This window comes from Oceanobacillus iheyensis HTE831 (genome assembly GCF_000011245.1).
GTDB classification, from domain to species: Bacteria; Bacillota; Bacilli; order Bacillales; family Amphibacillaceae; genus Oceanobacillus; species Oceanobacillus iheyensis.
Genome location: NC_004193.1, coordinates 2,791,302 through 2,815,344, shown reverse-complemented (window position 1 = coordinate 2,815,344; position 24,043 = coordinate 2,791,302). Strand labels below are relative to the sequence as shown.

The window sequence follows — 24,043 nt, the reverse complement described above, 5'->3', positions numbered from 1 at the left end:
TAGGAGGCCAATGCAATGAACAGAAAGAGACATAATTCGAATCGGGAATGGAAGTCAGTAGCCAGAAAAACAGTGATTATTTTCTTTCTATTAATTGGCTGTACTATTCATGTAACTTTTGCAAACTCTGATATGCAATCGACCATCAGCAGTTGGTTCGATACGAAGACGAATGAATCGGTAAAAACGATGGAAGAAGAATTGAATCATGTGAAACAACAACAGCTTGAGCGGCTGCAAACAGAAATTCGTTCACAGATGGATGCAGTTGATCAAGAGTTGCAAATTTTGCTTGACCAACAAATTACGGAACGATCCTTAGAGTTAGAACAATATGCGGATGAAATCATTCAAGAAATTGAAATTTCACCAGACAACACAAACGAAGAAATACAAACCAAGTTGGATGTTATTATTAATCAAGCTAAAGAACAAATGGATCTGCTTAGAAAAGATAATAAAACGGAATTAGAGGAAGAATAAAAAAGCCCCAATATAGAAATGGAGAACAGAATTTCCTTTTCTATGTTGGGGCAATATTATTGAGTGTAAGATGTGTCATCTTGTTAATCTCAAGGGGCAATGTTACTTTGGAAGAATATAAAAACCAACAATCTCATTTGCATTGTCTAAAGCAACATTAAACTGTGCATTCCCACCGGCAAATAAACCATCGTAAATAAATACATCGACTCCTTGTTCTTCTTCCGTGCTCACTAGTTCATAACTTACAAAAGAACCGATATCACTTGTAACGGTATTCCATCCTTCTGTTAATTGTGCTTCTGAAATTTCTGCCTTCATTTGTTCATTCATATCATTATAAGCTTCATTAAATTGTTCATTTACAATTTTGTCTAAAAATGCTTCTGCTATAGCTGTTCTTTCTTCATCAACCTCAGGTGATTCACTTTGATTATCGTCTGTTTCTTGATTAGTCTCTTCCTCATTAGAAGTTTCCTCTTGTTCGGTTTCGTTTTCCTCTTGTTCATTATTTGATGTATCCTCATTACCTCCGCAAGCGACTAGTAGTATAGATAATACTGCAATAAGTAGAAGTAGTGATTTTTTCATATAACTTCCCCTCTCTAATTGGTTTGTTTATGAATCCATTGTCCAATATCTTCAATTACTTGTTCATCTACATGACCAGGAATCGAATATTCTTCTACTGTTCCTTTATTTGGTCCTTGTGACGTGATAAAAAAATGATTTAATTCAGGGTAGCTTTTAAATGTCGTGTTGTCCTTTTCTTCTAGTAATTCTTGCCACATCGTAAAATCTTGTTCCATCGTTACTTGAAAATCTTCTTCCCCTTGTAAAAGTAACATTGGTTTATTCGAGTGAAGAGCGATTTCTCCAACATCATGTTCATCCATTTCTTTTAAGTAGTAACCATTGATTGTAAATACGTCAGTTTCTTTCGCTTCTTCATCCGTCATATCGATCAAAGCTGCACCTGCACGTTTTTCTTCTTCCAACATTTGAATCGATTCATTCTTTTCTTCCTCATCATTCACGAGCTTATGAAGGAAATATATATTCTGATCATATATAATTTCCCATAATGATCTTGGTGATCCAGCTAAAATAACCATTCCATCTGTATCAGCTTGTTGATCGATTCTTGGAGCCAGCATTCCGCCAAGACTATGTCCTACCACGAAGACTTCGTCTGTTTGAATCCGATTATCTTCTTTTAATAGTTGTGCTGCTAGAACCGCATCATCCATCGTTTCTTCGTTCACAGTCAAATCATTACCAAATGTGGCTTGCATTTCTGGATATACAAACGAGCGTTTTGGATAACGAAGTACGGCTATGCCTTGTTCGGCTAGACCATAGGCGAGATCTCGGAATGGTGCATATTCATATACTGCTTCATCCTGATCTGAAGGCCCAGAACCATGGACAAGAATTACACCGGGTATCGATTCATCAAGATCTTTCGGCAATGTTAATGTTCCTTCTAACTCAAAATCAGTACCTTCACCTATTTTCATCACTTCTTCTTCTACATTTCTTGGTAACGTCCTTTTTGTTTGCATAGGTTCCATATGAAAACCAACAAGTTCTGATTGTTCATCCCATGTCATACGTACCTTCATGGAAGATTCTTTTTGCTCGACAATAGCTTCAATAACATCAAATGATTGTTGCTTGCTTGATTCCAATGTGACTTCTGCATCCTCATTAACGGTCATTTCTTTCCAAGATGCTTGAAGTTCTTCTTTAGTATAGGTCTCTTGTAGCTGTGGACTAAAATAGCTATCTCTTACATCTTCAAAGTTCCCTGCAATTAAGTTGTCGATAAGCTCTTCGGATTGTTCTTCCAACGTTTTATCTGAAGAACAGGCTACTAACATAAAAAACAATACGATAACTACAAGCGTTCGCATAGATTCCTCCTTTTATGTAATTGGATAAATATGTATACGAATGAACCGTCAAAAAAGTTTCGAATATACTCAATGATTTGTTGTTAAATCAAATATCCGTTATGATATGCATATTAGAAATAACGAGGAGGAATTGGAATGGCAAGCAATGTACAATCATTTCAAATACAAACGGATCAAAAACAAACATTTATCCGATTAGATAATTACTTGAATGATATTTTGAAGCAAAGTAATGTCCAAAACGGGATCATGGTTGTGTTCTGTCCTCATACGACGGCTGCAATAACGATCAATGAAAATGCTGATCCAGATGTGAAGAAGGATCTTTCTCTAGGTTTAAATGAAACTTTTCCAAATAAAGATGGCTACGTGCATTTTGAAGGGAATTCTGATGGCCATATGAAATCATCGCTTGTTGGAGCAAATGAAACGTTAATTATCTCTGATGGAGAGTTAATTCTAGGGACATGGCAAAGTGTTTATTTTAGTGAATTTGACGGACCGAGAAACAGAACCGTGCACGTTAAAATCATAGAAGGCTAAGATATAAATAGAAGCGATTGAGGGGGAATCTTAGTATGAGTGATGCATTACTATTAAATCCGGCAAGACACATTAATATCGAGGGTGCTGCCAATATTCGGGACCTGGGAGGATATCCAACGAAAGAAGGTTACATGACGAAGTGGGGTAAATATTTTCGTGGAGATTCGTTACATGCTTTACCGCTAGAAAGTGAAAAATATTTAGCTAAAGAAAAAGGTGTACAATCTATTCTTGACCTTCGTTTGTCCTTTGAAGGAAAGTACAAACACATTGACCAATTGTCATACGAATATATTAATATCCCATTACTAGATCCAGCGACTTTCAAAACGAAGATACCTAAGTCGTTAGTCGATATGTATTGTATGTTGTTGGATTCGAGTCAAAAGCAATTTAAACAAGTATTTCAACACTTTATCCATACAGGTGATAACCCCGTCTTATTCCATTGTCGAGTTGGGAAAGACCGAACAGGTGTCTTAGCTGCCATGTTACTTGATTTAGCAGGTGTATCCCATGATTTGATTATAAAGGATTATGCACTTACAAGTAAGTATAAACCGGTAACAGAAGAAGCATTACGAAGTACACCTCCCCTTATGACGAAGAAACAATATCGCAACATGTTATTATGTGAACCAGAATATATGGAACAATTTTTACGTTATTTATATGAAAACTATGGAAGCACGGAAGGATTTCTCCATAGAATTGGATTTAATGAAAGTGAGATCGAACAATTAAGAACGTCATTTTTAGAGGAATAAGTACGATGTAAGAAGTTGTCCAGTAATCTGAGAATACTGGACAACTTTTTATATGCAGTAAATTATTTTGAATTTTTAAACTCATAGTAATTTCAATGTATAATAGACTTAAAATTGAAATGAGAGGGGTATTAGCATGAAACAGAGTCACCATATCACAGAAGAAGAGTCAACAGTTTCGGATTGGATGATAACGAAATCGGTACATGTTCTTTCCACGCATTCTATGAAAGAAGTTGCCAAACTATATAATGAAATAAATGAAGACGTAATTATTGTAATCGAACAAGGCAAGCCAATTGGAATCATTACCGGAAAATCTATTGTACAAGCTCTTTTAGATCATGGAGAAACTAGGCCAGTAACTGAATATATTTCTCGAAATGATTTTCAGCTTATTCATTTTGACCAATCTATTATCGATGCATGTAAACTTCCGACAACCAATTGTTTAGTAGTGAACGATGAACATAAATTTGTAGGGTTACTAACATACCATGAGATTCAGCGCGGGTTAGTACACTATATACATAAATTAGATCAATCATTTCATTCTGCAGAAATCGTAGAGGTAATTCTTGAAAGTGCCTATGAAGGTGTTGCAATGGTAGATAGAAATGGGATAATAGTTGAATTTAATGATGCGTATAGTCGTTTTACTGGAGTCGATAAAAAGGAAGCCATTGGGCATCCGGTACAAGAAATAATTGAAAATACAAATCTTCATCAAACTGTGAAGACAGGAATAGCTGAACGTGGGGTTATTCAATATATACAAGGACAGCCAATGGTCGTACATCGAATACCTGTATGGAGAAATGAAGAATTAGTAGGTGCGATTGGGATGCTCATTTTTGAAGGAGTGACGGAACTCTACCAGATCTATGATCGTTATCAAGAGAAGAAACAAAAAATGATAACCGAAAAACATTCAAGAAAAGAGGATAGTAATCCCGGACAGCCTGACAATTATTTGGAACAAATTATTGGGCAAAGCGAAGAGTTAACTAAATTAAAACGAATGACAAGAAAAGTCGCCCAAACAGAGGCAACAGTATTAATAACTGGGGACAGTGGGACAGGTAAAGAATTATTTGCAAAAAGTATTCACCAATTGAGCGATTATAAATCTGGTCCATTTGTTTGTGTGAATTGTGGGGCAATACCTGAACAATTGTTTGAATCTGAGTTATTTGGTTATGAAGATGGGTCATTTACTGGTGCAAAGCGAGGAGGAAAAAAAGGTAAATTTAAACTTGCCGACAATGGAACGTTATTTCTTGATGAAATTGGAGAAATGCCTCTTGCCATGCAGACGAAATTACTTAGAGTAATCCAAGAGAAAGAGTATGAAAAAGTAGGTGGATTGACAAAGCAGCCGTTAAAAGCCAGAGTTGTTGCTGCTACAAATCGAAATTTGAAAGTTATGGTAGAGGAGGGGACTTTTAGAGAAGACTTATATTATCGTATTAATGTAATCGAATTATATATTCCTCCGCTTCGAAACAGAGAAAGAGATATTCCATTACTTATATCTTCTTATCTACTAACAATTTGTAAAAAGTATAACATGAAGAAAAAAGAGATAACACCAGAAGCGATGGCGGTACTAATGAAATATAAATGGTATGGAAATATTCGAGAATTAATTAATACAATAGAAAAGCTCGTTATATTAACGGAGAATGATATGATAGATTATCACCATCTACCAAACTATATGAAAAGAGAAGAGTTTACGATAGATAATCGTTTATCCCCCATACACCAAGTCAAGCAACAAGAACATATTCGAGAAAGCGAGTTAATAAGACTTACGTTAGAACAAACTGGTGGGAACAAATCCAAAGCGGCTCAGAAATTAGGGATACACCGAACCACGCTTTATCAAAAATTAAAAAAGTTTGATATGGAGATGTAGTGTAGTTAAATGCCTACACAACGCTACAATAGTGTAGTTTTTTCCCTACACTCTTTGTTTTTAATTATCGGCATAGGAGTCATCATTAGTTGGCATGAATTTTGCATAGTAATGAGTGAACGGAAAAAAGGGGAGGGAAGAGAAAATGCAAGAGTACGCAGTTTTTCGCACACCAGAAACGATAAATTATGGGCGAAATTCATTTAAAAAAATAGGGATAGAAGCAGCAGCATGTGGTAATAAGGCGGTTATTATTAGCGATAAAATAATGGAAAATCTGGGGTATGTAAGTGAATGTAGAGATCTACTTCGCAAGGAAGGAATTGAAAGCGCTATCTATTTAGGTGTGGAATCCGAGCCAACAGATCGATATGTGGAGGAAGCATTGCAATTATTAAAGTCTGAACAATGTGATGTTGTTATTTCCCTGGGTGGAGGAAGTTGTATCGATACAGCAAAAGCAATTGCAGTGATTGCAACGAATGGTGGCTATATAGGAGATTATATGGGGATGAAGAAATTAGCAGTACTGCCACCTTTACCACATATATCCATTCCGACAACAGCTGGTACTGGATCAGAAGCTACTGATGCTACGATTATTACCAATACAAGTAATAACGTAAAGATGATGATTAAACAACCAGCATTTATGCCAAATGTTGCTATTGTGGATCCGATATTATCGATATCTTCTCCAAAAACTGTTACGGCTGCGACTGGAATTGATGCATTAAGTCATGCAATTGAGGCATATATTTCTCAGAAATCTCAACCGATGACAGAAATGTTAGCGCTTTCTTCAATGGAGAAAATTGTAAACAGCTTAAAGAGAGCATATGAGAATGGAGAGGATATTTTAGCAAGAGAAGAAATGTCTCTAGGTTCATTACAAGCAGGTATGTCTTTTACGAACGCATCAGTTTGTCTCGTCCATGGGATGTCCAGGCCGATAGGAGCCTTGTTCCATGTTCCACATGGTTTTTCCAATGCGATGTTACTTCCCGCTGTGCTGGAATTTAGTAAAGAACATTGTGTGGAACGACTTGCGGATTTAGGAAGATTTTTTCAACCTGATAATCAGATTGTATCTGATAGAGAGGCAGCAGATATTGCAGTTGAGTCGGTAAAACAGTTGTGTCTGGAATTAAATATTCCAAACTTAGAAGGATGGGGAATTAAAAAATCGGAGTTTCAGCAAGCCATTAGTAAAATGGCAGAAGATGCAATAGCCAGTGGCAGTCCAGGGAATAATCCGAGAGTACCAACCAAACAAGAAATAGAGAAACTTTATCAAACTTGTTATAACTATCAATTTTCATCACAAAAGTCGGTAAGTAATTAAACCGTGAACAGGGGGAGAAATGATGGAATTTCTAGGTATGATTGGATTATTGGTATCACTCGTCGTTTTAATTTATCTTACCATGAAAGGTGTAAATATCATCATTGGAGCCATTATTAGTTCGGTGATCGTAGCCTTAACAGGGGGATTAAGACTTGATACGGCATTAATGGATAATTATATGACAGGATTTACGGGCTATTTTGCGTCATGGTTTTTTGTTTTCTTATTAGGCGCAATATTTGGTAAAATAATGCAAGAGACGAAATCAGCGGATAGTATTGCTCATTGGATTAAAAAGATATTAGGACCGAAACGGGCTGTGTTTGCTGTTGTAGCTGCAGCAGCAATTATGACCTACGGCGGTGTGAGTTTATTTGTAGTTGGGTTTGCAGTATATCCTATTGCCGTCTCTTTATTTCGATCAGCAAATTTACCACACCGTTTTATCCCTGCAGCACTCGTATTTGGATCTATTTCCTTTACGATGACGGCACCTGGTTCACCAGAAATTCAAAATATCATACCAACAGAATTCTTTGGAACGACTCCAACAGCTGGTGGATGGATTGGTGTAGTATGTGCTTTGTTAATAATGACTTTAGGTGGTTTATGGCTAGGTTCTATGGTGAAAAAAGCATTTGCCAGCGGGGAAACCTTTGCACTACCAAATGGAGAGGGAGAAGCAGCTGCAAGTATGGAAGCTAACGCTATAAAACAGGAATCCGATCCTCAAAAAGAGGACTTGCCGAATATTATTATTTCCTCTATTCCACTTGTATTAGTTATTGTGGTTTTGAATGTATTAGGACAATTTATGAATCCTACAATTGCATTGTTAATTGCTCTACTAATAGGTATTGTAGTCGCTTGTTTGACGATGCTTCGATTTCTCACTAAATTTTGGGATTCTCTGGCAACAGGAGCACAAAATGCATTAGTTGCTTTAGCTAATACATGTGCCGTAGTAGGATTTGGAAGTGTTGCTGCTCAAGTGTCAGCATTTGATTCAATAATCACTGGTTTGGTGAATTTGCCGGGACCGCCATTGATTGGTTTGGCCATTGGTGTGACCGTCATATGTGCTATTACAGGATCTGCTTCAGGAGGATTAGGAATCGCACTGCCAATTCTAGCTCCAATATATTTAGCACAAGGGTTAGATCCAGGATCGATGCACCGTATATCGGCACTGGCTTCAGGGGGATTAGATTCTCTACCGCATAACGGATATGTTGTAACCACTGTTCGTGCGATATGTGGAGAATCACATGGAAGAGCATATAAACCAATTTTAATGGTAAGTGTTGTCTTACCTACGATTATTTTAGCGTTAGCAGTTATTTTGTACACCATATTTTAAATCTACTTAGGAGGACTTTATATGACACAAACTACAGTAAAAAATGTAAAAAACTATATCGGTGGAGAATGGATTGAATCACGTACGGAAAAAACAGAGGATGTCTTTAATCCAGCTACAGGAGAAGTAATTGCACAAGTACCAATTTCAACAACTGAAGATGTGCATCATGCGATAGAGGTAGCAAATGAAGCATTTAAGACTTGGAAGGAAGTTCCTGTTCCAAAACGGGCGCGAATTTTGTTTAAATATCAACAATTACTGGTGGAACATTGGGAAGAGTTAGCGAAGTTAATTACATTGGAAAATGGAAAAAATTACGCCGAAGCTTATGGAGAAGTACAACGTGGAATTGAGAATGTAGAATTTGCGACTGGTGCACCATCATTAATGATGGGAGAACAGCTCGCTTCTATTGCAACGGAATTAGAATCTGGTGTATATCGTTATCCGATAGGAGTGATTGGTGGAATTACACCGTTTAATTTTCCGATGATGGTACCGTGCTGGATGTTCCCGATGGCAATTGCTACTGGAAATACGTTTGTAATGAAACCTTCTGAACGTACACCATTATTAGCAAATCGGTTGGCAGAACTATTAGAAGAAGCAGGTCTTCCAAACGGGGTATTCAATATTGTACATGGTGCTCATGATGTCGTAAATGGGTTACTTGATCATAAAAAAGTTGCTGCTATTTCTTTTGTTGGTTCTCAGCCAGTAGCTGAATACGTATATAAACGAGGAACACAGAATTTGAAACGTGTACAGGCACTTGCAGGAGCAAAAAATCACTCGATCGTACTAAGTGATGCCAACCTTGAAAATGCCACTACTCAAATATTAAATGCTGCATTCGGTTCTGCAGGCGAAAGATGTATGGCTGCATCAGTTGTAGCAGTTGAAGAAGATGTTGCAGATGAATTTGTTACTTTATTAACGCAGAAAGCGAATGAAATAAAAATTGGAAATGGGTTAGATGAAGGGGTATTCCTTGGACCGGTAATCCGTGACCAACATAAGGAACGGACGTTGCAGTATATTGAATCAGGGGAAGAAGAAGGTGCAAATCTTGTTCGCGATGGTCGTACAGACGAAGCAGCCAAACAAGAAGGTTATTTTGTCGGACCAACGATCTTTGATCATGTAACGTCAGAGATGAAAATTTGGCAAGATGAAATTTTTGCACCAGTGTTGTCGATTGCCCGTGTGAATAATTTAGAGGAAGGTGTCGATTTAGCAAATGAATCTCGGTTTGCAAATGGGGCATGTATCTTTACAAGAGATGGGGGAAGCGTGCGTAGATTTAGAGAGACTATCGATGCTGGCATGCTTGGTGTAAATATTGGTGTTCCTGCACCAATGGCATTCTTACCATTCTCTGGTTGGAAAGATTCATTCTATGGGGATTTACATGCAAACGGAAAAGATGGATTACAATTTTATACACGTAAAAAAGTACTTACTACCAAATGGGTGTAGGTATCAGCATACGCAAGTTGTCGAGGCATAATGCCAAAGACAGAATATGAGTTAGGTTTTATGTAATAATATCAGCCAATTTGAAAGAGAAATTTCTTTTTCAAATTGGCTGAATCTGTACTATCACTCTTTTAACTAATGGAATAATCCGGATTCGCGTGATTTTTTCGCTAATTTTCTCGTATGTTTGTTAATTGGTTGCTTAAAGAAAGCTCCTAAAGCAAAGAATATAAAACCAAATAATGCTAACACAAGCATATCTTTAATCGCTTTGCTCCAGATAATCCCGCCGACTGCTTCACGTAATAAATCTATTGCATACGTGAACGGTAAGAATGGATTAATCGCTTGGAAGAACTCTGGTAATAACATCGCTGGGTACGTTCCCCCAGAACCAGCAATTTGTAATACAAGAAAAACGATAACCATTGCTTTACCAACGTCTCCAAATACAGAGACAAGCGTGTAAATAATCGTAATGAACATGAAACTTATAAATAACCCAAACACGATAAACCATAAAGGATGTGCCATCTCTACTCCAAGAATAAAAATATCTCCGAATGTAATAATGATGGTTTGAATTATCCCGATTACTAAGAAAGTCATCAACTTACCGAAGTATTCTTGGCGAAGTGTGAAGTTTGATACATGGTGAACTTCAGTCGACAACAATGAAATTAATAATAGTCCACCAACCCAGATTGCGAGAACCGTATAGAAAGGTGTCATTCCCGCTCCATAATTGGCAATCGGAAATATCTCAGTCTCATCTACGGTTACTGGTTCTTGGAAAAAGCTTTGCTCTGCCTCAGGGTCATTCTGAAGTAACTCAATGATTTCTTGTAAATCGGCTTCATCTTGTATTTCGCGAATGCGATCCGCTAATTCATTTACTTTCGTACTCACATAAGGGAATTCACCGAGTACAGTATTAATTGTATCGGTCCCTTCCTGTAAATTCCCGTCTGTAGAAGCAAGAATCGATTCCACTTCTGGGATAGTTGTTTGAATATCTACGAGTATTCCCCTTGCTTGTTGTAATGTGCCAAGAGCTTCATCAACTGTTTGACGTACCGTTGGTTCAATCGTATCGTTATATTCAACAACAAACGCATCTACTTGTTCATTAACGGTTTGAGCACGTTCTTTTAAATCATCAAGTAAAGTGGATACTTCGTCTTGTGCGTTCTGCATAACAGTATTAATTTCTTTGGCATCTGCTTGGACAGTTTCTAAAGTTTCTCTTAAAGAAACTATCTGATCAAGTGAATGTTGAATTTGTTCATATTCAGGCTGCTCAGGATCTAATTGTTCTTGTACTTGAGTTAGTGCATCTTCTATTGTTGTAAGGCGTTCTAATCCATCTTCTATTTGTGTATCAACTTGTTGTGCTATGTCATTACCATTACCAATGTCGATAGTAGAATCTTGAACATCTTGTAAGAAATCATTTGTTGACTGTGTCACTTCCTGAATCGTTTCTAAATCTTGTTGAATTTGTGGAGCCATTTCGTTCAAACGGTCCTCTGCATCATGAAGGAAAGATATCGTATCATCTATTGTAGTTAGTCCATCATTCGTTGTAACTTCTACACGAGGAATTAACCCTTGTGCTTCATTAATTAAATTAGCTGCATTCTCTGCATCGGCTAAGGTACTTGATAACAGTTCTTCTATTTCCGGTAAACTAGCTTCCACATTAAATAAGTATTCTTCAAATCGTTCAATATCTGGTAAATCATTTTCTAGTTGTACACCAATTTGATTAAATAAATCAAAAATAACACCATTTACCGTTGATACAAACTGACTACTCACATTTTCAACAATTGTGCTTGCACCACGGTTGGTCATTTGTGGAGTAATTGCATTTACCTTTTCATTCACATAGTATTCTACATTTGCTTTCTCAGGGTTTCCTGTGGTAACGGTTCCTAGTTTTTTAGAGAAGTCTTCTGGGATAATTATGACTGCATAATAGTCACCATTTTCAATGTGTTTCATCGCGCCTTCTCTGTCATCAAATTGCCAATTCATGGAGTTATCCTCTTTTAAAGTGGATATAAGTTCGTCTCCAATATGAATTTTTTCCCCACGCACTTCTGCACCGATGTCTTCATTTACAATTCCAACTGGTACTTCATCGACCTGACTATAAGGATCCCAGGCAGCTTTAATATTTAACCATGCATATAAGGACGGTAAAATTAATAGACCGCCTAGAATAATAAGTGCAATCCAATTCGTACCTGTTTTACGAACATCGGTCGAAAAAATATTCCATATGTTTCTCATTCTATGTCTTCCTATCAAGTTAATTTGTTCATACGAGTAACACTATACCAAACTTTTTTTAAAAAAACTAGTAAGTACGCGAGAACAATTCTTGATAGCCTTTACATTTTATAGATTATAAACAATTCATCAAAATAACAAAAAAGAGAATGAGACAAACATATTTAATCAAAAGAAAAGTCCGAATGTTTTAGATCATTCGTCTTTTGACCAAAAATTTTCATTATGTCTCATTCTCTTATGATCATTGTATTGTTGTATAGACCTTTAAACGATTAGTAATACGGTCCGTCATAATAATAAGGTCCTGGTCCGTAGCCTGGTGGATAAGGTCCATATCCCCATGGCGGTCCTGGAGGCCCTGGAGGTCCCGGTGGCCCAGGTGGTCCTGGAGGTCCATAATATCCAGGTCCAGGAAATAGAGCACTACCTAACAATCCTCCAGCTAATCCACCAACAAAAGGAGCTAGCCAGATGAAGCGTTCACCATCTTGCGCAACAGGAACACCATTCTCTATACGAAAATTTGGATAATATCCATAAGGCGCGTGCCAATTAAAAGCATTCGTTTGATAAGGAACTAGTTGCTGTTCTTGGTGCACTACTTGATCTTCATGAGAATCATTGTTCATATGCATCCCTCTTTTCTACAATCCTATATAACAACATATGCAGTACAGTGGCCTAATGTTAAATTGGATGTGAGAAATCTATGTAACTTGATAATCACTATATAACATGTGGTTATGCATATTCATAAGCATTTAGAAATTCGGTGATGAAACATTTTGACAACACTAATTATTTTAAGTAGAGTTTTGTTGTAATAAAAAAAAGTGAAAGTAGGTGTATATGTTTGAAAGGAATAAAATCAATCCTTACTTTAATTTTAATTTTAATACTAAGTGCATGTGGCAGTTCCAATAATGAGGAAGGAAATGCAAGCGACGAGCGATGGGAAGAAATTAATACAAGTGGAGAAATTGTAGTTGGTACATCTGGTACGTTATTTCCTGCATCTTATTATGAAGGGGATAAACTAACTGGATTCGATGTTGAAGTGATGCGAGAAGTTGCCAAGAGATTGAATTTAGATGTTACCTTTGAAACTATGGGCGTCGATAGCATGCTGTCAGCAATTCAAAGCGGAAGAATTGATGTTGCAGCCAATCAAATCGAACCAACGGAGAAACGTCAGAAGGAATTTAATTTCAGTGAACCATATAAATATTCGTATACTACGATGGTAGTGCGTAAAGGCGATAATTCTGGAATCAATTCATTAGAAGATTTAGAGGGGAAAAAAGCTGGCGGTGGAGCAACAACCGTCTATAGTCAGATTGCAGAGCATTTTGGAGCAGAAGTGGTTACTTATGGAAATGCGCCCAATGAAGCATATTTACGTGATGTACATAATGGAAGAACAGACGTAGTAATCAATGATTATTATCTGCAGAAATTTGGGATTGCCGAATTTCCTGAATTTGATATCCATCTCCATCCGGAATTACGATTTAGAACTACGGAGCAATCAATTGTGATCCCCAATGGTGAAACGAAGCTAACAACCGAAATAAATCAAGTTCTCGAAGAAATGCGCAATGATGGGACACTATCCGATTTGGCCATTCAATATTTTGAGGAAGATGCTTCTAAAAAGCCTAATTTAGAAATGGATGAGATAGAGGGGCTGGATTTATAATGGTCTTCACAGAAGTAAATTAAAACCTAAGGTGAAAGATTCCAGGTATCGTCTTGATGACGATACCTGGAATCTTTTTTAGTCATTAATTAATTTTGATGTATACGTTCGTTATCTTCTTATTGCGCGCATAATGAAACTAACAATAAAGATTAAAATAATTGCACCGATTAATGCAGGAACAATAAAGAACCCACCAATTTCAGGTCCCCAACTTCCTAAAATCAATGACCCTAACCATGCACCAACAAAACCTGCTAATATATTTCCAATTATCCCGCCAGGTAAATCTTTTCCGACAATCAAGCTAGCAATCCAACCAAGAATACCACCTATAATTAAACTCCAAATAAAACTTAACATGTTTATCAATCCTTTCTTGTTGTTTACTTAAAGTTATATTTCCAAAATACAAATAAAATAAACCTAAAAATTTGCCTTGTCTGTATATAGTATGTGTATAGATTTGAAATTAATGCCTAAAAACTATGCAGGAATAAAGGCTACTTTAATTAGTTTTTTTCTTTTTCTTCAATGGCTTGTTCTTTATAATATCGCTGTTCCTGCTTTTTATTTCGAAACGTTTTTTGACCTGGATGATATGCTTCTGAAAAACTTCCGCCGGTAACGTCTTTCACTGTATGAAATACCGTGAATGCTGAATCATCAATACTTTGTATTAATTTCTTTAGATAGAACAATCGCTGTTTGGGAATAGCGACATAAATAAGGTTTTCCTCTATACCATCTTCATTTTCTTTTGCTCTTAAGACAGTCGTATGCGCACCAAGATTTGTTTGGATTGCTTTTTCAACTTCTTCTGTTTTAACAGAGAATATATGAACTACTTTTTTAGATTCAAACCCTTCCAGAACATAATCTGTCACTCTTTTTCCCACAAATAATGCGAAAACAGTATACATCGTGTAAAGCGGACCAATGACAAATATCCCAGAAAGAACAATCGCTGCATCTAAAACGAAATTTGTCCCAGTTAATTCCCAACCAAATTTATAATTTAACATTCTTGCGATCGTTGATGTACCACCAGTTGTACTACCGGAACGAAAGATAAATCCAAAACCAATTCCAGTAAATACCCCGGTGAATAATGCTGCTAAAAGTGGATCAGGAATGCCAGTATCTAGCCCTTCTAATACAAAAATGAAAAACGAGAATAACGGGATGGTGACAATTGATTTGATAATCATATCTGGTGGCAAGTAACGATAACCAATTAAAAGGGTGAGTGTATTTATGATGAGCGTAGTAAGCGCAGGAGAAATCCCCATACTATGATAGATAAGCAGTGAGAGACCAGGTACTCCACCTTCGGCTAATGAATTCGGCATTGCAAATATTGCTACGGACACAGCAAAAAAGAAGGTACCTAAAATTAAGAAAGCATAATTCTTCATATATGATGCCTGCCTTTCTATTGTTTATATTTCTAGAGTGCAATTAATTGTATCATTATAAAAGCGTGAAATGAATAAATAGGTGGACGCTTATGGTCTAATCAAAGAGGATAAATCAAACTTCTATTTATCTGAATTATATATCTTTTTAGAATGTATTTATTTTCCATTTCAAAGAACCGAAATATAAAGAGGAGTGAGAGAAGTTTCATTATAATGTAAAGGGAGATGCTCAGGTGAAAAGGGTTTTTATGAAAAAGGGGATTCGATTCAAGCTTATTTTATCACTTGTTTTAATGTTAGTTATTCCTGGATCTTTAATTGGTTGGTTAACGTATTTTAGTTCTTCCAATATCTTTGAAAATCAAATGGAAGATTCTATTGATGAAAGTATAGAAATCATTCAACAGACAACAAATAATACATTATAATCAAAAGTATTTGATTTAGAGGTTTTTGCAGAGCAAATACAAGCATCCATGTATGAAGATGACGGCGAACAAGTCTTTCAACGTTTTATGCAGTATATAGAATTACGACCAGAAGTATTAAGTGTATTTATTGGTACAGAGACAGGAGATTTCTTGCAAGAGCCTTCCTTGGTTCAAGACTCAAGCTATGATCCAACAGAACGTCCATGGTACGTGGCTTCGATGGAAAACCAAGATAATGTGATTATTTCTGATCCATATCATGCAGCAAGCACTGGGGAACTTGTGGTTACAGTATCTAAAGCAATGGAAGATGGATCAGGGGTCGTAGCATTAGATTTATCGATTGACTATATTCAAGAAATCGCATCTGGAGTAAATATTGGTGAAGATGGCTATGTTATTTTATTAGATCAAGCGCAAAATATTATTTATCATCCAGAGCAAGAAGCTGGTACGAAGGGTGAAGAAGAAATTTATAGCAAAATATATGAGAACAAAAATGGTGAGTTAACCTATACGTACCATAGTGATGATAAGCTCTTACACTTTGATACAAATGAGCTGACAGGTTGGAAGGTTGTCGGAACGATGGATCGAGGAGAAATCAAAGACATGATGTTGCCTGTTTTTTGGACAACATTAGGCCTCGTCATAGGTTCCACCATTTTAGGAGGCATTATGATACTCCTTATTATTCGATCTGTATTGAAACCGATTCATGCGTTGAAAGAAACAGCACTTATCATTAGCACTGGTGATTTAACTCAGACTATTGATGTGAGAACAAACGATGAAATTGGTCAGTTAGGAATGGCCTTTAATCAAATGCAAGACGGTCTAAAGGAACTAATTCGTGATGTAGAATTTAATGCACAACAAGTAGCCGCTTCTGCAGAACAATTAAATGCCAATGCAGATCAAATGACAAGCTCAACGGAGCAAGTGTCAACAGCAATTCAAGAAGTTTCTTCTAGTGCTGAAAGTCAACTGAATGGTACCGAAGAAAGTGCTAATTCTTTAGAAGAAGTATCAGCAGGAGTCGAAAAAATTGTTGATAGTGCAACAGCGGTATCAGGTTATGTGGAAGAAATGAATAGTCAAGCAGAGGTTGGTGGACAAGCGGTACACAATACTTTAGAACAGATGAATGCAATTCAGGAGTCTGTGTCCAACTCGAATCAAATGATTGGGTCTTTATTAGAACGTTCGAAAGAAGTAACTACAATACTAAGCGCAATTACGGATATCTCCGAACAAACTAACCTACTAGCGTTAAATGCTGCAATTGAAGCAGTGAGAGCTGGAGAACATGGAAGGGGATTCGCAGTTGTTGCTGATGAAGTCCGTAAACTAGCGGAGCAATCACAGAACTCGGCAAATGATATTAACGTTATTCTAGAAGGAATTCAACATGATATCCAAACAACAGTGGATGGAATGTCAACCGTAACAGATAAGGTTACTTCAGGTGTAGAAGTGTCCTATGATGCAATAGATAAATTTGGTCAAATTATGCAGACGAGTATTAAAATCCGACCACAAGTAGAAGAAGTAACTGCCATCTCTGAAGAAATGGCTGCAGCAGTACAACAAGTCACTGCAACAGCGATCGATTTAGCAAACATTGCAAGAAGTAATGCCGCATCCTCTGAAGAAGTAGCAGCTTCAACAGAAGAACAACTAGCATCCATGGAGGAAATCTCTGCTTCAGCCAAATCTTTAACAGATATGGCAGAAGAGTTAACCGAAAAAATCGCAAAATATAATTATTAACTATGTAGCATAAAAAAAGACAGGAGCTTATGAAGATGGCTGCACGGATAGATGATTACTACTATTCGTATAGCCAAGCAAAGCTCCTGTCTTTTTGATTGCATGATAAGTTTTATAAATTTCGGCTAATATTGTTTCTGGGATGTTCGTTTAAAGCGTGCGTGAGTTCATTTAATAGATGGTCTAATGACTGTGATAGTTGAAGCACATAAGGGTCATTGGGATTTTGTTCATATGCTGCATACATTTCTCTTCGTGTAGCTTCTACTTGTTGATTCAATTTATCTACTTTGGTCATCATTGCACGCCCTCTCCAATATTCAACTTCTTGCTGCTGGATACGGCAAGAACTATAATGTGATATCTTCCTCATAAATAGATGACACTTACACTGCTGACAAAATCAGATATCATACAGTTCTTAATACCTATTATAATATTATGGGAATTTTTTGTAAATATTTGTAAAAATAAATAATATAGACTTTACTTCAACTAGTTATGTATTTATATCTTCGGTTTAACCAATTAATTAGTTAATAATAAATGTATGTGATGGAGAAGTTCATTTAAAAGAATCTTGAATTTAAATAATTATACATGAATAACTGTTCAGTTGTGAAGGGAATGAAGTACTAAATCGTTTTACTATTTAATGACAACATGCAGTTAAAGAATTTAATTCCATTAGAAAAAATATTTTTAAAAAACTATTAAACCTTTTATTAGTTGATCCGATATAGTAAATAGATCATCTAAAGAGATGATTGGTTAGGGCCTTAACGTTAAAGAAAGACAAGTGTTTGAGGGGGAAGCTCAAGCAAGTCACAATCGGTTTATTTTGATATTGACCTAAATGGTTAATATAGATGATCAGGACACAAGGACGTGACCTGAAAAAAACAACTACATGGAGGTAGAAAATTATGATTATCAATCACAACATTTCAGCTCTTAATGCACATCGTCAATTAGGAGCAAATCAAGGCGGAGTTCAAGGATCTTTAGAAAAGCTTTCTTCAGGACTTCAAATCAACAAAGCTGGAGATGACGCTGCAGGTCTAGCAATCTCTGAGAAAATGCGTGGACAAATTAATGGTCTAGAAATGGCTACTAAAAACGCACAAGACGGTATTTCTTTAATTCAAACTGCTGAAGGAGCATTGAATGAAACTCATTCTATCCTTCAACGTATGCGTGAATTAGCTGTACAAAGTTCAAGTGATACTAACACTGAAGCAGACCGTGCAGAACTTCAAAAAGAAGTAGATCAATTAGCAGAAGAAATTACTCGTATTTCATCTGATACTGAATTTAATACGCAAACTCTATTAGATGGTGATTTCTCAGCTACTTTCCAAATTGGAGCTAACTCCGGACAAAATATTAGTATTTCTGTAGGTGAAATGTCTGCAGGTGCACTAAAAGTTGGAGATACGTATACTGCTACAAGTGCTACAGAGATTGAGTTCTCTGATGGATCAACAGCAACTTTTGAAGATGCTATTAATGTCGGTGATGATTTAAGCGGGACTCCTGCTACTGAAGATGATGTACAAGCAGCTGGGTACTATGATGGAGCTGGAAACTTAGTTGTTGCAGCAGATGAAGCATTCGCTGCTGATACTACAGGTAGTGTAGGAATTAACATTTCAAATCGTGATCAAGCAGATGCAGCAATTACTACAATTGATTCAGCTATCCAAACTGTATCCGCTCAACGTTCTAACCTTGGTGCAGTACAAAATCGTTTAGAGCACACTATCAACAACTTAGGAACTTCTGCTGAGAACTTAACTGCTGCAGAATCTCGTATCCGTGACGTTGATATGGCGAAAGAAATGATGGAATTCACGAAGAATAACATTCTTTCTCAAGCAGCTCAATCAATGCTTGCACAAGCAAATCAACAACCACAAGGTGTATTACAATTACTTCAATAATATAACCTTATTATAAAGACTCTACTTTCTTAGTAGAGTCTTTTCTTTTAAGTATGAATATTTAATAGACGAGGTGACGTACATGGACATAGCAGGATTATCCATTGCAATGAGTCAGGCGAATGTAAAGCAACAAATATCCTTTGGCTTGATGAATAAGGTAATGGATCAATCGGAGCAACAAGGTTCGGATTTATTAAAAATGCTCGATCAGCCGATGCATCCTAACCTAGGTCAATCTATAGATATAAAAGGATAAAAATTTACTTCATGCAAACAACATAAAAAGCGTCGGCGAATTTTTATTCGAAATCGTTGGCGCTTTTATATTTTTATCGAATCAAGTTCATATTCTAAATTATATGATGAGCATACTAGGGTTTTGATTGAAATGAAAGACGGCGACTCCAACGGGAAAGCACGAGCAGAAGATCCACTTGGAAAAGTGTACTTATTTTCTAAGTTAACTGATGCTGGGCCCGTGGAAAGTGTCCGTCTGCAATGGAAATCAAATAGTACGATCTATGTTTGATATATGGGTATTGTTTTCTTGAAAAGTAAATTAACACTTCAATTTTCTACAAAACTTCCTATCTTTCGCTATTCACAAATACATAGCCGCTTGCTATGATGTGTATAACTTCATATATCTCAGAGATGACGAGAGAAGATTAAATTTTCCCCTTATATTTTAGGGATTATTTGGTCTTTTCTCTTTTTTTATGAGATATAAATATAGCAAGAGGGGGTTGTCTTATATGAAGAGGCTTTTTTTATTCTTTTTAGTATTAGGTTTACCGTTGTTTCTGCTTATAGCTTGTGCAGATGGGGGAGATAGTGGCGATGGTGATAATGGTGGAGGCGATAGTATCACGTTGTATTCACCGGAGACACCTGATTTGACGAAGCAGCTTGCACAAAAATATGAAGAAGTTCATGGCGGTAAGGTGAATGTGCATTATGCAGGAACGAATGTATTGGTGAATCAAATGATGGCGGAGAAGGGTAATCCGCAAGCGGACGTTTGGTATGGAGGTGGAGGGATCCTTCCATTCGAATCTGCAGTAGATAAAGAAATTATTACTTCTTTTATTCCGGAAAGTGCTGAAGACTGGGAAGTTATTGAAAACGGTATCAAAATGAAGCATCAGGATGGGTATTATACAGGGGTAGAATTATTCGTACTGGGATTTTCATATAATGCCGACCTTGTTTCCGAAGAAGAAGCTCCTAAGACTTGGGAAGATTTGTTGGATCCGAAATGGGAAGGAAAGATTCAATTTCCTAATCCAGCAGCATCTGGTACATCCACACTGATGGTGCTTAGTTATATGATGCAATATGGTGAAGAAGAAGGATGGGAATATTTTCAAAAACTAAAGGATCAAGCAAATTCAATTCCGGATTCTGGTTCTGCGCCTACAAAAGCTGTAGCGATGGGAGAAGCGCATGTTGCGGTTGGGTTTGATTTTATGGCATATGAACACCAAGCGAATGGAGAGACTGTTGACTTTATTGTTCCAGATAAAACGCCAATACTGTCTAATCCAATGACACTAGTAAAAGATGGACCAAATCCTGAAGGCGGGCAGAAATTTATGGAGTTTATGCTGAGTGAGGATGCACAGCAAATTCTTGCGGACTGGTATCATATTCCGATTAATCCAGACATCGAATCGAAGACACCTTTGTCCGTTGATAATATTAGTAATCATGCGGTAGAACTTGATATCGACTGGGTGAATGAAAATTATGATCGAATACGAAATGAATGGAATAGCAAAATTAAGTAAAGGATGATCAATCATGGGGGCAGTTTTTCTAGAGAATGTGCGAAAGGATTTTGGTAAAGTAACGGTACTTAAAAATATAAATTTGGATATTAAAGAGGGTGAGTTTTTCGCTCTCTTAGGTCCATCCGGTTGTGGAAAAACGACGACAATGCGCTGTATTGCTGGTTTTGAAAATCCAACAAGCGGATCAATTAAAATTGGCAATCAAGAAGTAAATCGCTTTGCTCCAAATCAACGAAATTGCGGCATGGTATTCCAGAGTTATGCATTATTTCCACATATGAATGTATTTGATAATGTTGCCTATAGTTTAAATATTAAAGAGTTACGGCAAGGAAACCCGTTTAAAAAAATAGCAGTATATACGCGCATGCTTAATAGCAGGATTGTAAAGTATACAAAAACAATTGAAGAAAAAGTGATGGGGATCTTAGAATATGTGGAGTTGCTAGATCATGCCCATAAATTAACCGGAGAATTATCTGGTGGACAACAACAGCGGGTAGCCCTGGCAAGGGCGTTAATCATGGAACCAGAAGTATTGTTAATGGATGAACCATTATCTAACTTAGACTTAAAACTTCGGCATACGATGCGAAATACGATTCGACGTATCCAACAAGATCTCAAGATTACGACAATCTTCGTAACCCATGATCAAGAGGAAGCGATGAGTATGGCTGATCGTATAGCGGTGATGAAAGATGGAGAAATTTTACAAGTTGGAACACCAACCGATTTATATAGTCATCCGAAAACACCGTTTATCGCTGACTTTGTAGGAACTTCGAATATTAATATGGGGAAAGTTATCTCTTCAGAACCAGGTAGGACAACGATTCAAATTGGTGATCAGACGATCCAATCAGCTCAAGAGACGAACAAAGAGGAAGTACAAGTAATTATTCGACCAGAAAATTTTATTATCATAAAAGATACCGATCAGCATGCATATGATAATCAATTTAAAGGAACCATCCAAATTGCGACTTATTTAGGATCTATTGTCCGTTATGAAGTCAAGGTGGGAGGGCAGTTACTTATTATTGATACCACATATGAATCGGGTGATAGTATTTTGAAAAACGGTACAGCAGTCCAACTTGGCGTGTTACCTGAGAGGGTGTTATTAATATGAAAAAACACCGGAAATTCTCAAATATGACAGCTATCAAATGGCTCATCTACGCATTTTTTCTTTTGTTCTTAATACTACCATTACTTGCAGTATTTTTAGTTAGTTTTACTAATGAGCCAATCAACTTATTTGGATCGTTTATTAGTACAGAAACATTGCGCACATCCTTGGAGCAATTTCAAAACGCAACATTAGAAAACTTTAAGTCGATTTTTTCCAATGGACATTATTTTGCAGGCTTAAAAAATAGTATCATCTTGTCCTTTATCGTTTCAGTTGCGGTCATTTTACTTTGTGTTCCGATAGCATATGGGATTGCACGGACAAACATGCCATGGAAGAAAACGATAAGTGCATTATGTACGATACCTCTCGTTGTCCCAACCTTTATATCGGCATACGCATTTATAATTATGTTTGGACGTTCAGGTTGGGTCACGTATATTTATCAGGCGCTTGGTGGTGAGGGACTCTTTATCAATCCATATTCAATGATGGGAATTGCTATTGTGCAAATCTTTTTTTTCTTTCCATATGCACTTTGGCCAATGGTTGCTGCGTTTAAAATCAGTGATGCTTCCTTAGAAGAAGCTTCTCGAAATATGGGAGCAAAAGGATGGTTGACCTTTCAGACAGTGACATTTCCGTTAGTGATTCCAGGAATGCTATCGACGTTAATGGTTATTTTTGCAGTCAGTTTTTCCGATTTTGGAACACCAATCATTTTGGCGCCAACGGATTTGAATTTAATTGTTGTCGATGCATATCGAGAAATTGCTGGGTTCTTTAATTGGGGTGGGGCTGCAATTTTAACAGTGATTATGATCGCAGTGGCAGCTGTGGTTTATTGGCTTCAAAACTTTTTCTTGAAAGGAAAGAATTACGATACGGTATCAGGAAAACCGAAACAAATTAAGTTAAATAAAAATAAAAGAGTAACAATTCCGCTATCTATTTTCTCTGGATTTGTTGTTTTTGTTCCTTTACTTGCGATGATAACTGTATTTTTACAATCGATTGCCACAACGTGGGGAAAGGATCCCTTACCGACTGGATATACACTCGACCATTATAAGACGATCTTTTCTTCATCATTGGGAAATATACAAAATAGTTTAATTCTCGCTACTGGTGCACTACTTATTAGTGTGTTGATCGCAGTATTTGTATCCTATTTTGTAGTGAGGCAGAAATCAACTTCACTGGATTTTATGACTACGATACCGTTGATTGTTCCAGGGATTGCCTTTGGCGTTGCATTAATACAAACCTTTAATGTTGCACCATTACAATTAACGGGCACAGCATTTATTCTCATTGTTGCATATGCGATACGAAGACTGCCGTATATGGTGCGTTCAACAGTCGGAACGATGAAATCAATAAAAAAAGACATTGAAGAAGCAGCAGTGAATTTAGGTGCTTCAACATTTACATCTGCTGTAACGATTCTTGGACCATTAATGTTGCCGGGGATTGCAGCTGGCTCAATCTTGGTGTTCGTTACGGTTATTAAAGAAACAAGTATATCGATATTAATGGCGCCTGCGGAGTGGGCACCGATGAGTTTGGCAATTTTTCAAAATGTATTGCGGGCGGAATATTATTCTGCCGCAGCAATGTCGATTATTTTAGTATTAATGGTTGTTACACTGCAAATGATTGCCAACAAAATTTCATCTTCAGGTAAATAGAGAGTTTCATCAAGGGGAGGAAGA

At 36.8% G+C, this 24,043-nt stretch carries 23 protein-coding genes; 16 read left to right on the top strand and 7 right to left on the bottom strand.

The window, feature by feature from the left end:
• Positions 1 to 15: 15 nt before the first annotated feature.
• Positions 16 to 483, top strand: coding sequence for a hypothetical protein (locus OB_RS14015; protein WP_011067138.1), 468 nt, complete (start codon positions 16 to 18; stop codon positions 481 to 483).
• Positions 484 to 585: 102 nt separating this feature from the next.
• On the opposite strand, the gene OB_RS14010 is transcribed toward OB_RS14015, so the two are convergent.
• Both OB_RS14010 and OB_RS14005 read right to left on the bottom strand, forming a co-directional pair.
• Positions 586 to 1,074, bottom strand: a complete 489-nt coding sequence (locus tag OB_RS14010) for a DUF3887 domain-containing protein (protein WP_011067137.1) — start codon at positions 1,072 to 1,074, stop codon at positions 586 to 588.
• A 14-nt stretch (positions 1,075 to 1,088) separates the two neighbouring features.
• The gene (locus tag OB_RS14005) at positions 1,089 to 2,399 is read right to left on the bottom strand and encodes an alpha/beta hydrolase (protein WP_011067136.1); all 1,311 of its coding nucleotides are present in this window, start codon (positions 2,397 to 2,399) and stop codon (positions 1,089 to 1,091) included.
• A 138-nt stretch (positions 2,400 to 2,537) separates the two neighbouring features.
• Here OB_RS14005 and OB_RS14000 point away from each other — a divergent pair, with 138 nt between their 5' ends.
• The 6 genes from OB_RS14000 to OB_RS13975 all read left to right on the top strand — a co-directional run bounded on the left by OB_RS14000 (position 2,538) and on the right by OB_RS13975 (position 9,826).
• Positions 2,538 to 2,945, top strand: a complete 408-nt coding sequence (locus tag OB_RS14000) for a secondary thiamine-phosphate synthase enzyme YjbQ (RefSeq protein WP_011067135.1) — start codon at positions 2,538 to 2,540, stop codon at positions 2,943 to 2,945.
• A 35-nt stretch (positions 2,946 to 2,980) separates the two neighbouring features.
• Positions 2,981 to 3,715: a tyrosine-protein phosphatase gene (locus OB_RS13995; RefSeq protein ID WP_011067134.1), complete on the top strand. Its 735-nt coding sequence runs from the start codon at positions 2,981 to 2,983 to the stop codon at positions 3,713 to 3,715.
• A 136-nt stretch (positions 3,716 to 3,851) separates the two neighbouring features.
• Positions 3,852 to 5,636 (top strand): sigma-54-dependent Fis family transcriptional regulator, encoded by a 1,785-nt coding sequence (locus OB_RS13990; protein ID WP_011067133.1) that lies wholly within the window; start codon positions 3,852 to 3,854, stop codon positions 5,634 to 5,636.
• Positions 5,637 to 5,781: 145 nt separating this feature from the next.
• Entirely contained in the window at positions 5,782 to 6,981 is a 1,200-nt protein-coding gene (locus tag OB_RS13985) for an iron-containing alcohol dehydrogenase (RefSeq protein WP_011067132.1), read from the top strand.
• Positions 6,982 to 7,003: 22 nt separating this feature from the next.
• Positions 7,004 to 8,344, top strand: a complete 1,341-nt coding sequence (locus tag OB_RS13980; RefSeq protein WP_011067131.1) for a GntP family permease — start codon at positions 7,004 to 7,006, stop codon at positions 8,342 to 8,344.
• Between the two features lie 21 nt (positions 8,345 to 8,365).
• Positions 8,366 to 9,826 carry a CoA-acylating methylmalonate-semialdehyde dehydrogenase gene (locus tag OB_RS13975; RefSeq protein ID WP_011067130.1) on the top strand — a complete coding sequence of 487 codons (1,461 nt, stop codon included), beginning with the start codon at positions 8,366 to 8,368 and terminating at the stop codon, positions 9,824 to 9,826.
• Positions 9,827 to 9,961: 135 nt separating this feature from the next.
• Here OB_RS13975 and OB_RS13970 read toward each other — a convergent pair whose 3' ends face one another.
• Positions 9,962 to 12,124: a YhgE/Pip domain-containing protein gene (locus OB_RS13970; RefSeq protein WP_011067129.1), complete on the bottom strand. Its 2,163-nt coding sequence runs from the start codon at positions 12,122 to 12,124 to the stop codon at positions 9,962 to 9,964.
• Positions 12,125 to 12,399: 275 nt separating this feature from the next.
• Positions 12,400 to 12,756 carry a hypothetical protein gene (locus tag OB_RS18450; protein ID WP_011067128.1) on the bottom strand — a complete coding sequence of 119 codons (357 nt, stop codon included), beginning with the start codon at positions 12,754 to 12,756 and terminating at the stop codon, positions 12,400 to 12,402.
• A 224-nt stretch (positions 12,757 to 12,980) separates the two neighbouring features.
• On the opposite strand from OB_RS18450, the gene OB_RS13960 reads away from it, so the two are divergent.
• Positions 12,981 to 13,826 carry a transporter substrate-binding domain-containing protein gene (locus tag OB_RS13960; protein ID WP_011067127.1) on the top strand — a complete coding sequence of 282 codons (846 nt, stop codon included), beginning with the start codon at positions 12,981 to 12,983 and terminating at the stop codon, positions 13,824 to 13,826.
• Between the two features lie 111 nt (positions 13,827 to 13,937).
• Here the strand turns inward: OB_RS13960 and OB_RS13955 are convergent, their stop codons facing one another.
• On the bottom strand, positions 13,938 to 14,189 hold the full coding sequence (locus tag OB_RS13955) for a GlsB/YeaQ/YmgE family stress response membrane protein (protein ID WP_011067126.1): 252 nt from the start codon (positions 14,187 to 14,189) through the stop codon (positions 13,938 to 13,940).
• A 149-nt stretch (positions 14,190 to 14,338) separates the two neighbouring features.
• Positions 14,339 to 15,244 carry a YitT family protein gene (locus OB_RS13950; RefSeq protein WP_011067125.1) on the bottom strand — a complete coding sequence of 302 codons (906 nt, stop codon included), beginning with the start codon at positions 15,242 to 15,244 and terminating at the stop codon, positions 14,339 to 14,341.
• Positions 15,245 to 15,480: 236 nt separating this feature from the next.
• On the opposite strand from OB_RS13950, the gene OB_RS18230 reads away from it, so the two are divergent.
• Together OB_RS18230 and OB_RS13945 are read left to right on the top strand one after the other, a co-directional pair.
• Positions 15,481 to 15,675, top strand: coding sequence for a hypothetical protein (locus OB_RS18230; RefSeq protein WP_011067124.1), 195 nt, complete (start codon positions 15,481 to 15,483; stop codon positions 15,673 to 15,675).
• 36 nt (positions 15,676 to 15,711) lie between these two features.
• Positions 15,712 to 17,451, top strand: coding sequence for a methyl-accepting chemotaxis protein (locus OB_RS13945; RefSeq protein WP_407938096.1), 1,740 nt, complete (start codon positions 15,712 to 15,714; stop codon positions 17,449 to 17,451).
• Between the two features lie 112 nt (positions 17,452 to 17,563).
• Here OB_RS13945 and OB_RS13940 read toward each other — a convergent pair whose 3' ends face one another.
• Positions 17,564 to 17,752 (bottom strand): aspartyl-phosphate phosphatase Spo0E family protein, encoded by a 189-nt coding sequence (locus OB_RS13940; RefSeq protein ID WP_152023717.1) that lies wholly within the window; start codon positions 17,750 to 17,752, stop codon positions 17,564 to 17,566.
• A 625-nt stretch (positions 17,753 to 18,377) separates the two neighbouring features.
• On the opposite strand from OB_RS13940, the gene OB_RS13935 reads away from it, so the two are divergent.
• From OB_RS13935 to OB_RS13920, 6 genes are all read left to right on the top strand, one after another.
• The gene (locus OB_RS13935) at positions 18,378 to 19,394 is read left to right on the top strand and encodes a flagellin (RefSeq protein WP_011067121.1); all 1,017 of its coding nucleotides are present in this window, start codon (positions 18,378 to 18,380) and stop codon (positions 19,392 to 19,394) included.
• Positions 19,395 to 19,476: 82 nt separating this feature from the next.
• Complete coding sequence (locus OB_RS17980; RefSeq protein WP_011067120.1) at positions 19,477 to 19,653, top strand: YjfB family protein; 177 nt, start codon at positions 19,477 to 19,479, stop codon at positions 19,651 to 19,653.
• A gap of 123 nt (positions 19,654 to 19,776) precedes the next feature.
• Complete coding sequence (locus tag OB_RS18420; protein ID WP_011067119.1) at positions 19,777 to 19,926, top strand: hypothetical protein; 150 nt, start codon at positions 19,777 to 19,779, stop codon at positions 19,924 to 19,926.
• Between the two features lie 226 nt (positions 19,927 to 20,152).
• On the top strand, positions 20,153 to 21,187 hold the full coding sequence (locus OB_RS13930; protein ID WP_011067118.1) for an ABC transporter substrate-binding protein: 1,035 nt from the start codon (positions 20,153 to 20,155) through the stop codon (positions 21,185 to 21,187).
• Between the two features lie 13 nt (positions 21,188 to 21,200).
• Entirely contained in the window at positions 21,201 to 22,325 is a 1,125-nt protein-coding gene (locus OB_RS13925) for an ABC transporter ATP-binding protein (protein WP_011067117.1), read from the top strand.
• Entirely contained in the window at positions 22,322 to 24,019 is a 1,698-nt protein-coding gene (locus OB_RS13920; protein WP_011067116.1) for an ABC transporter permease, read from the top strand. Before OB_RS13925 ends, OB_RS13920 begins: the two co-directional genes overlap by 4 nt.
• Positions 24,020 to 24,043: the final 24 nt, after the last annotated feature.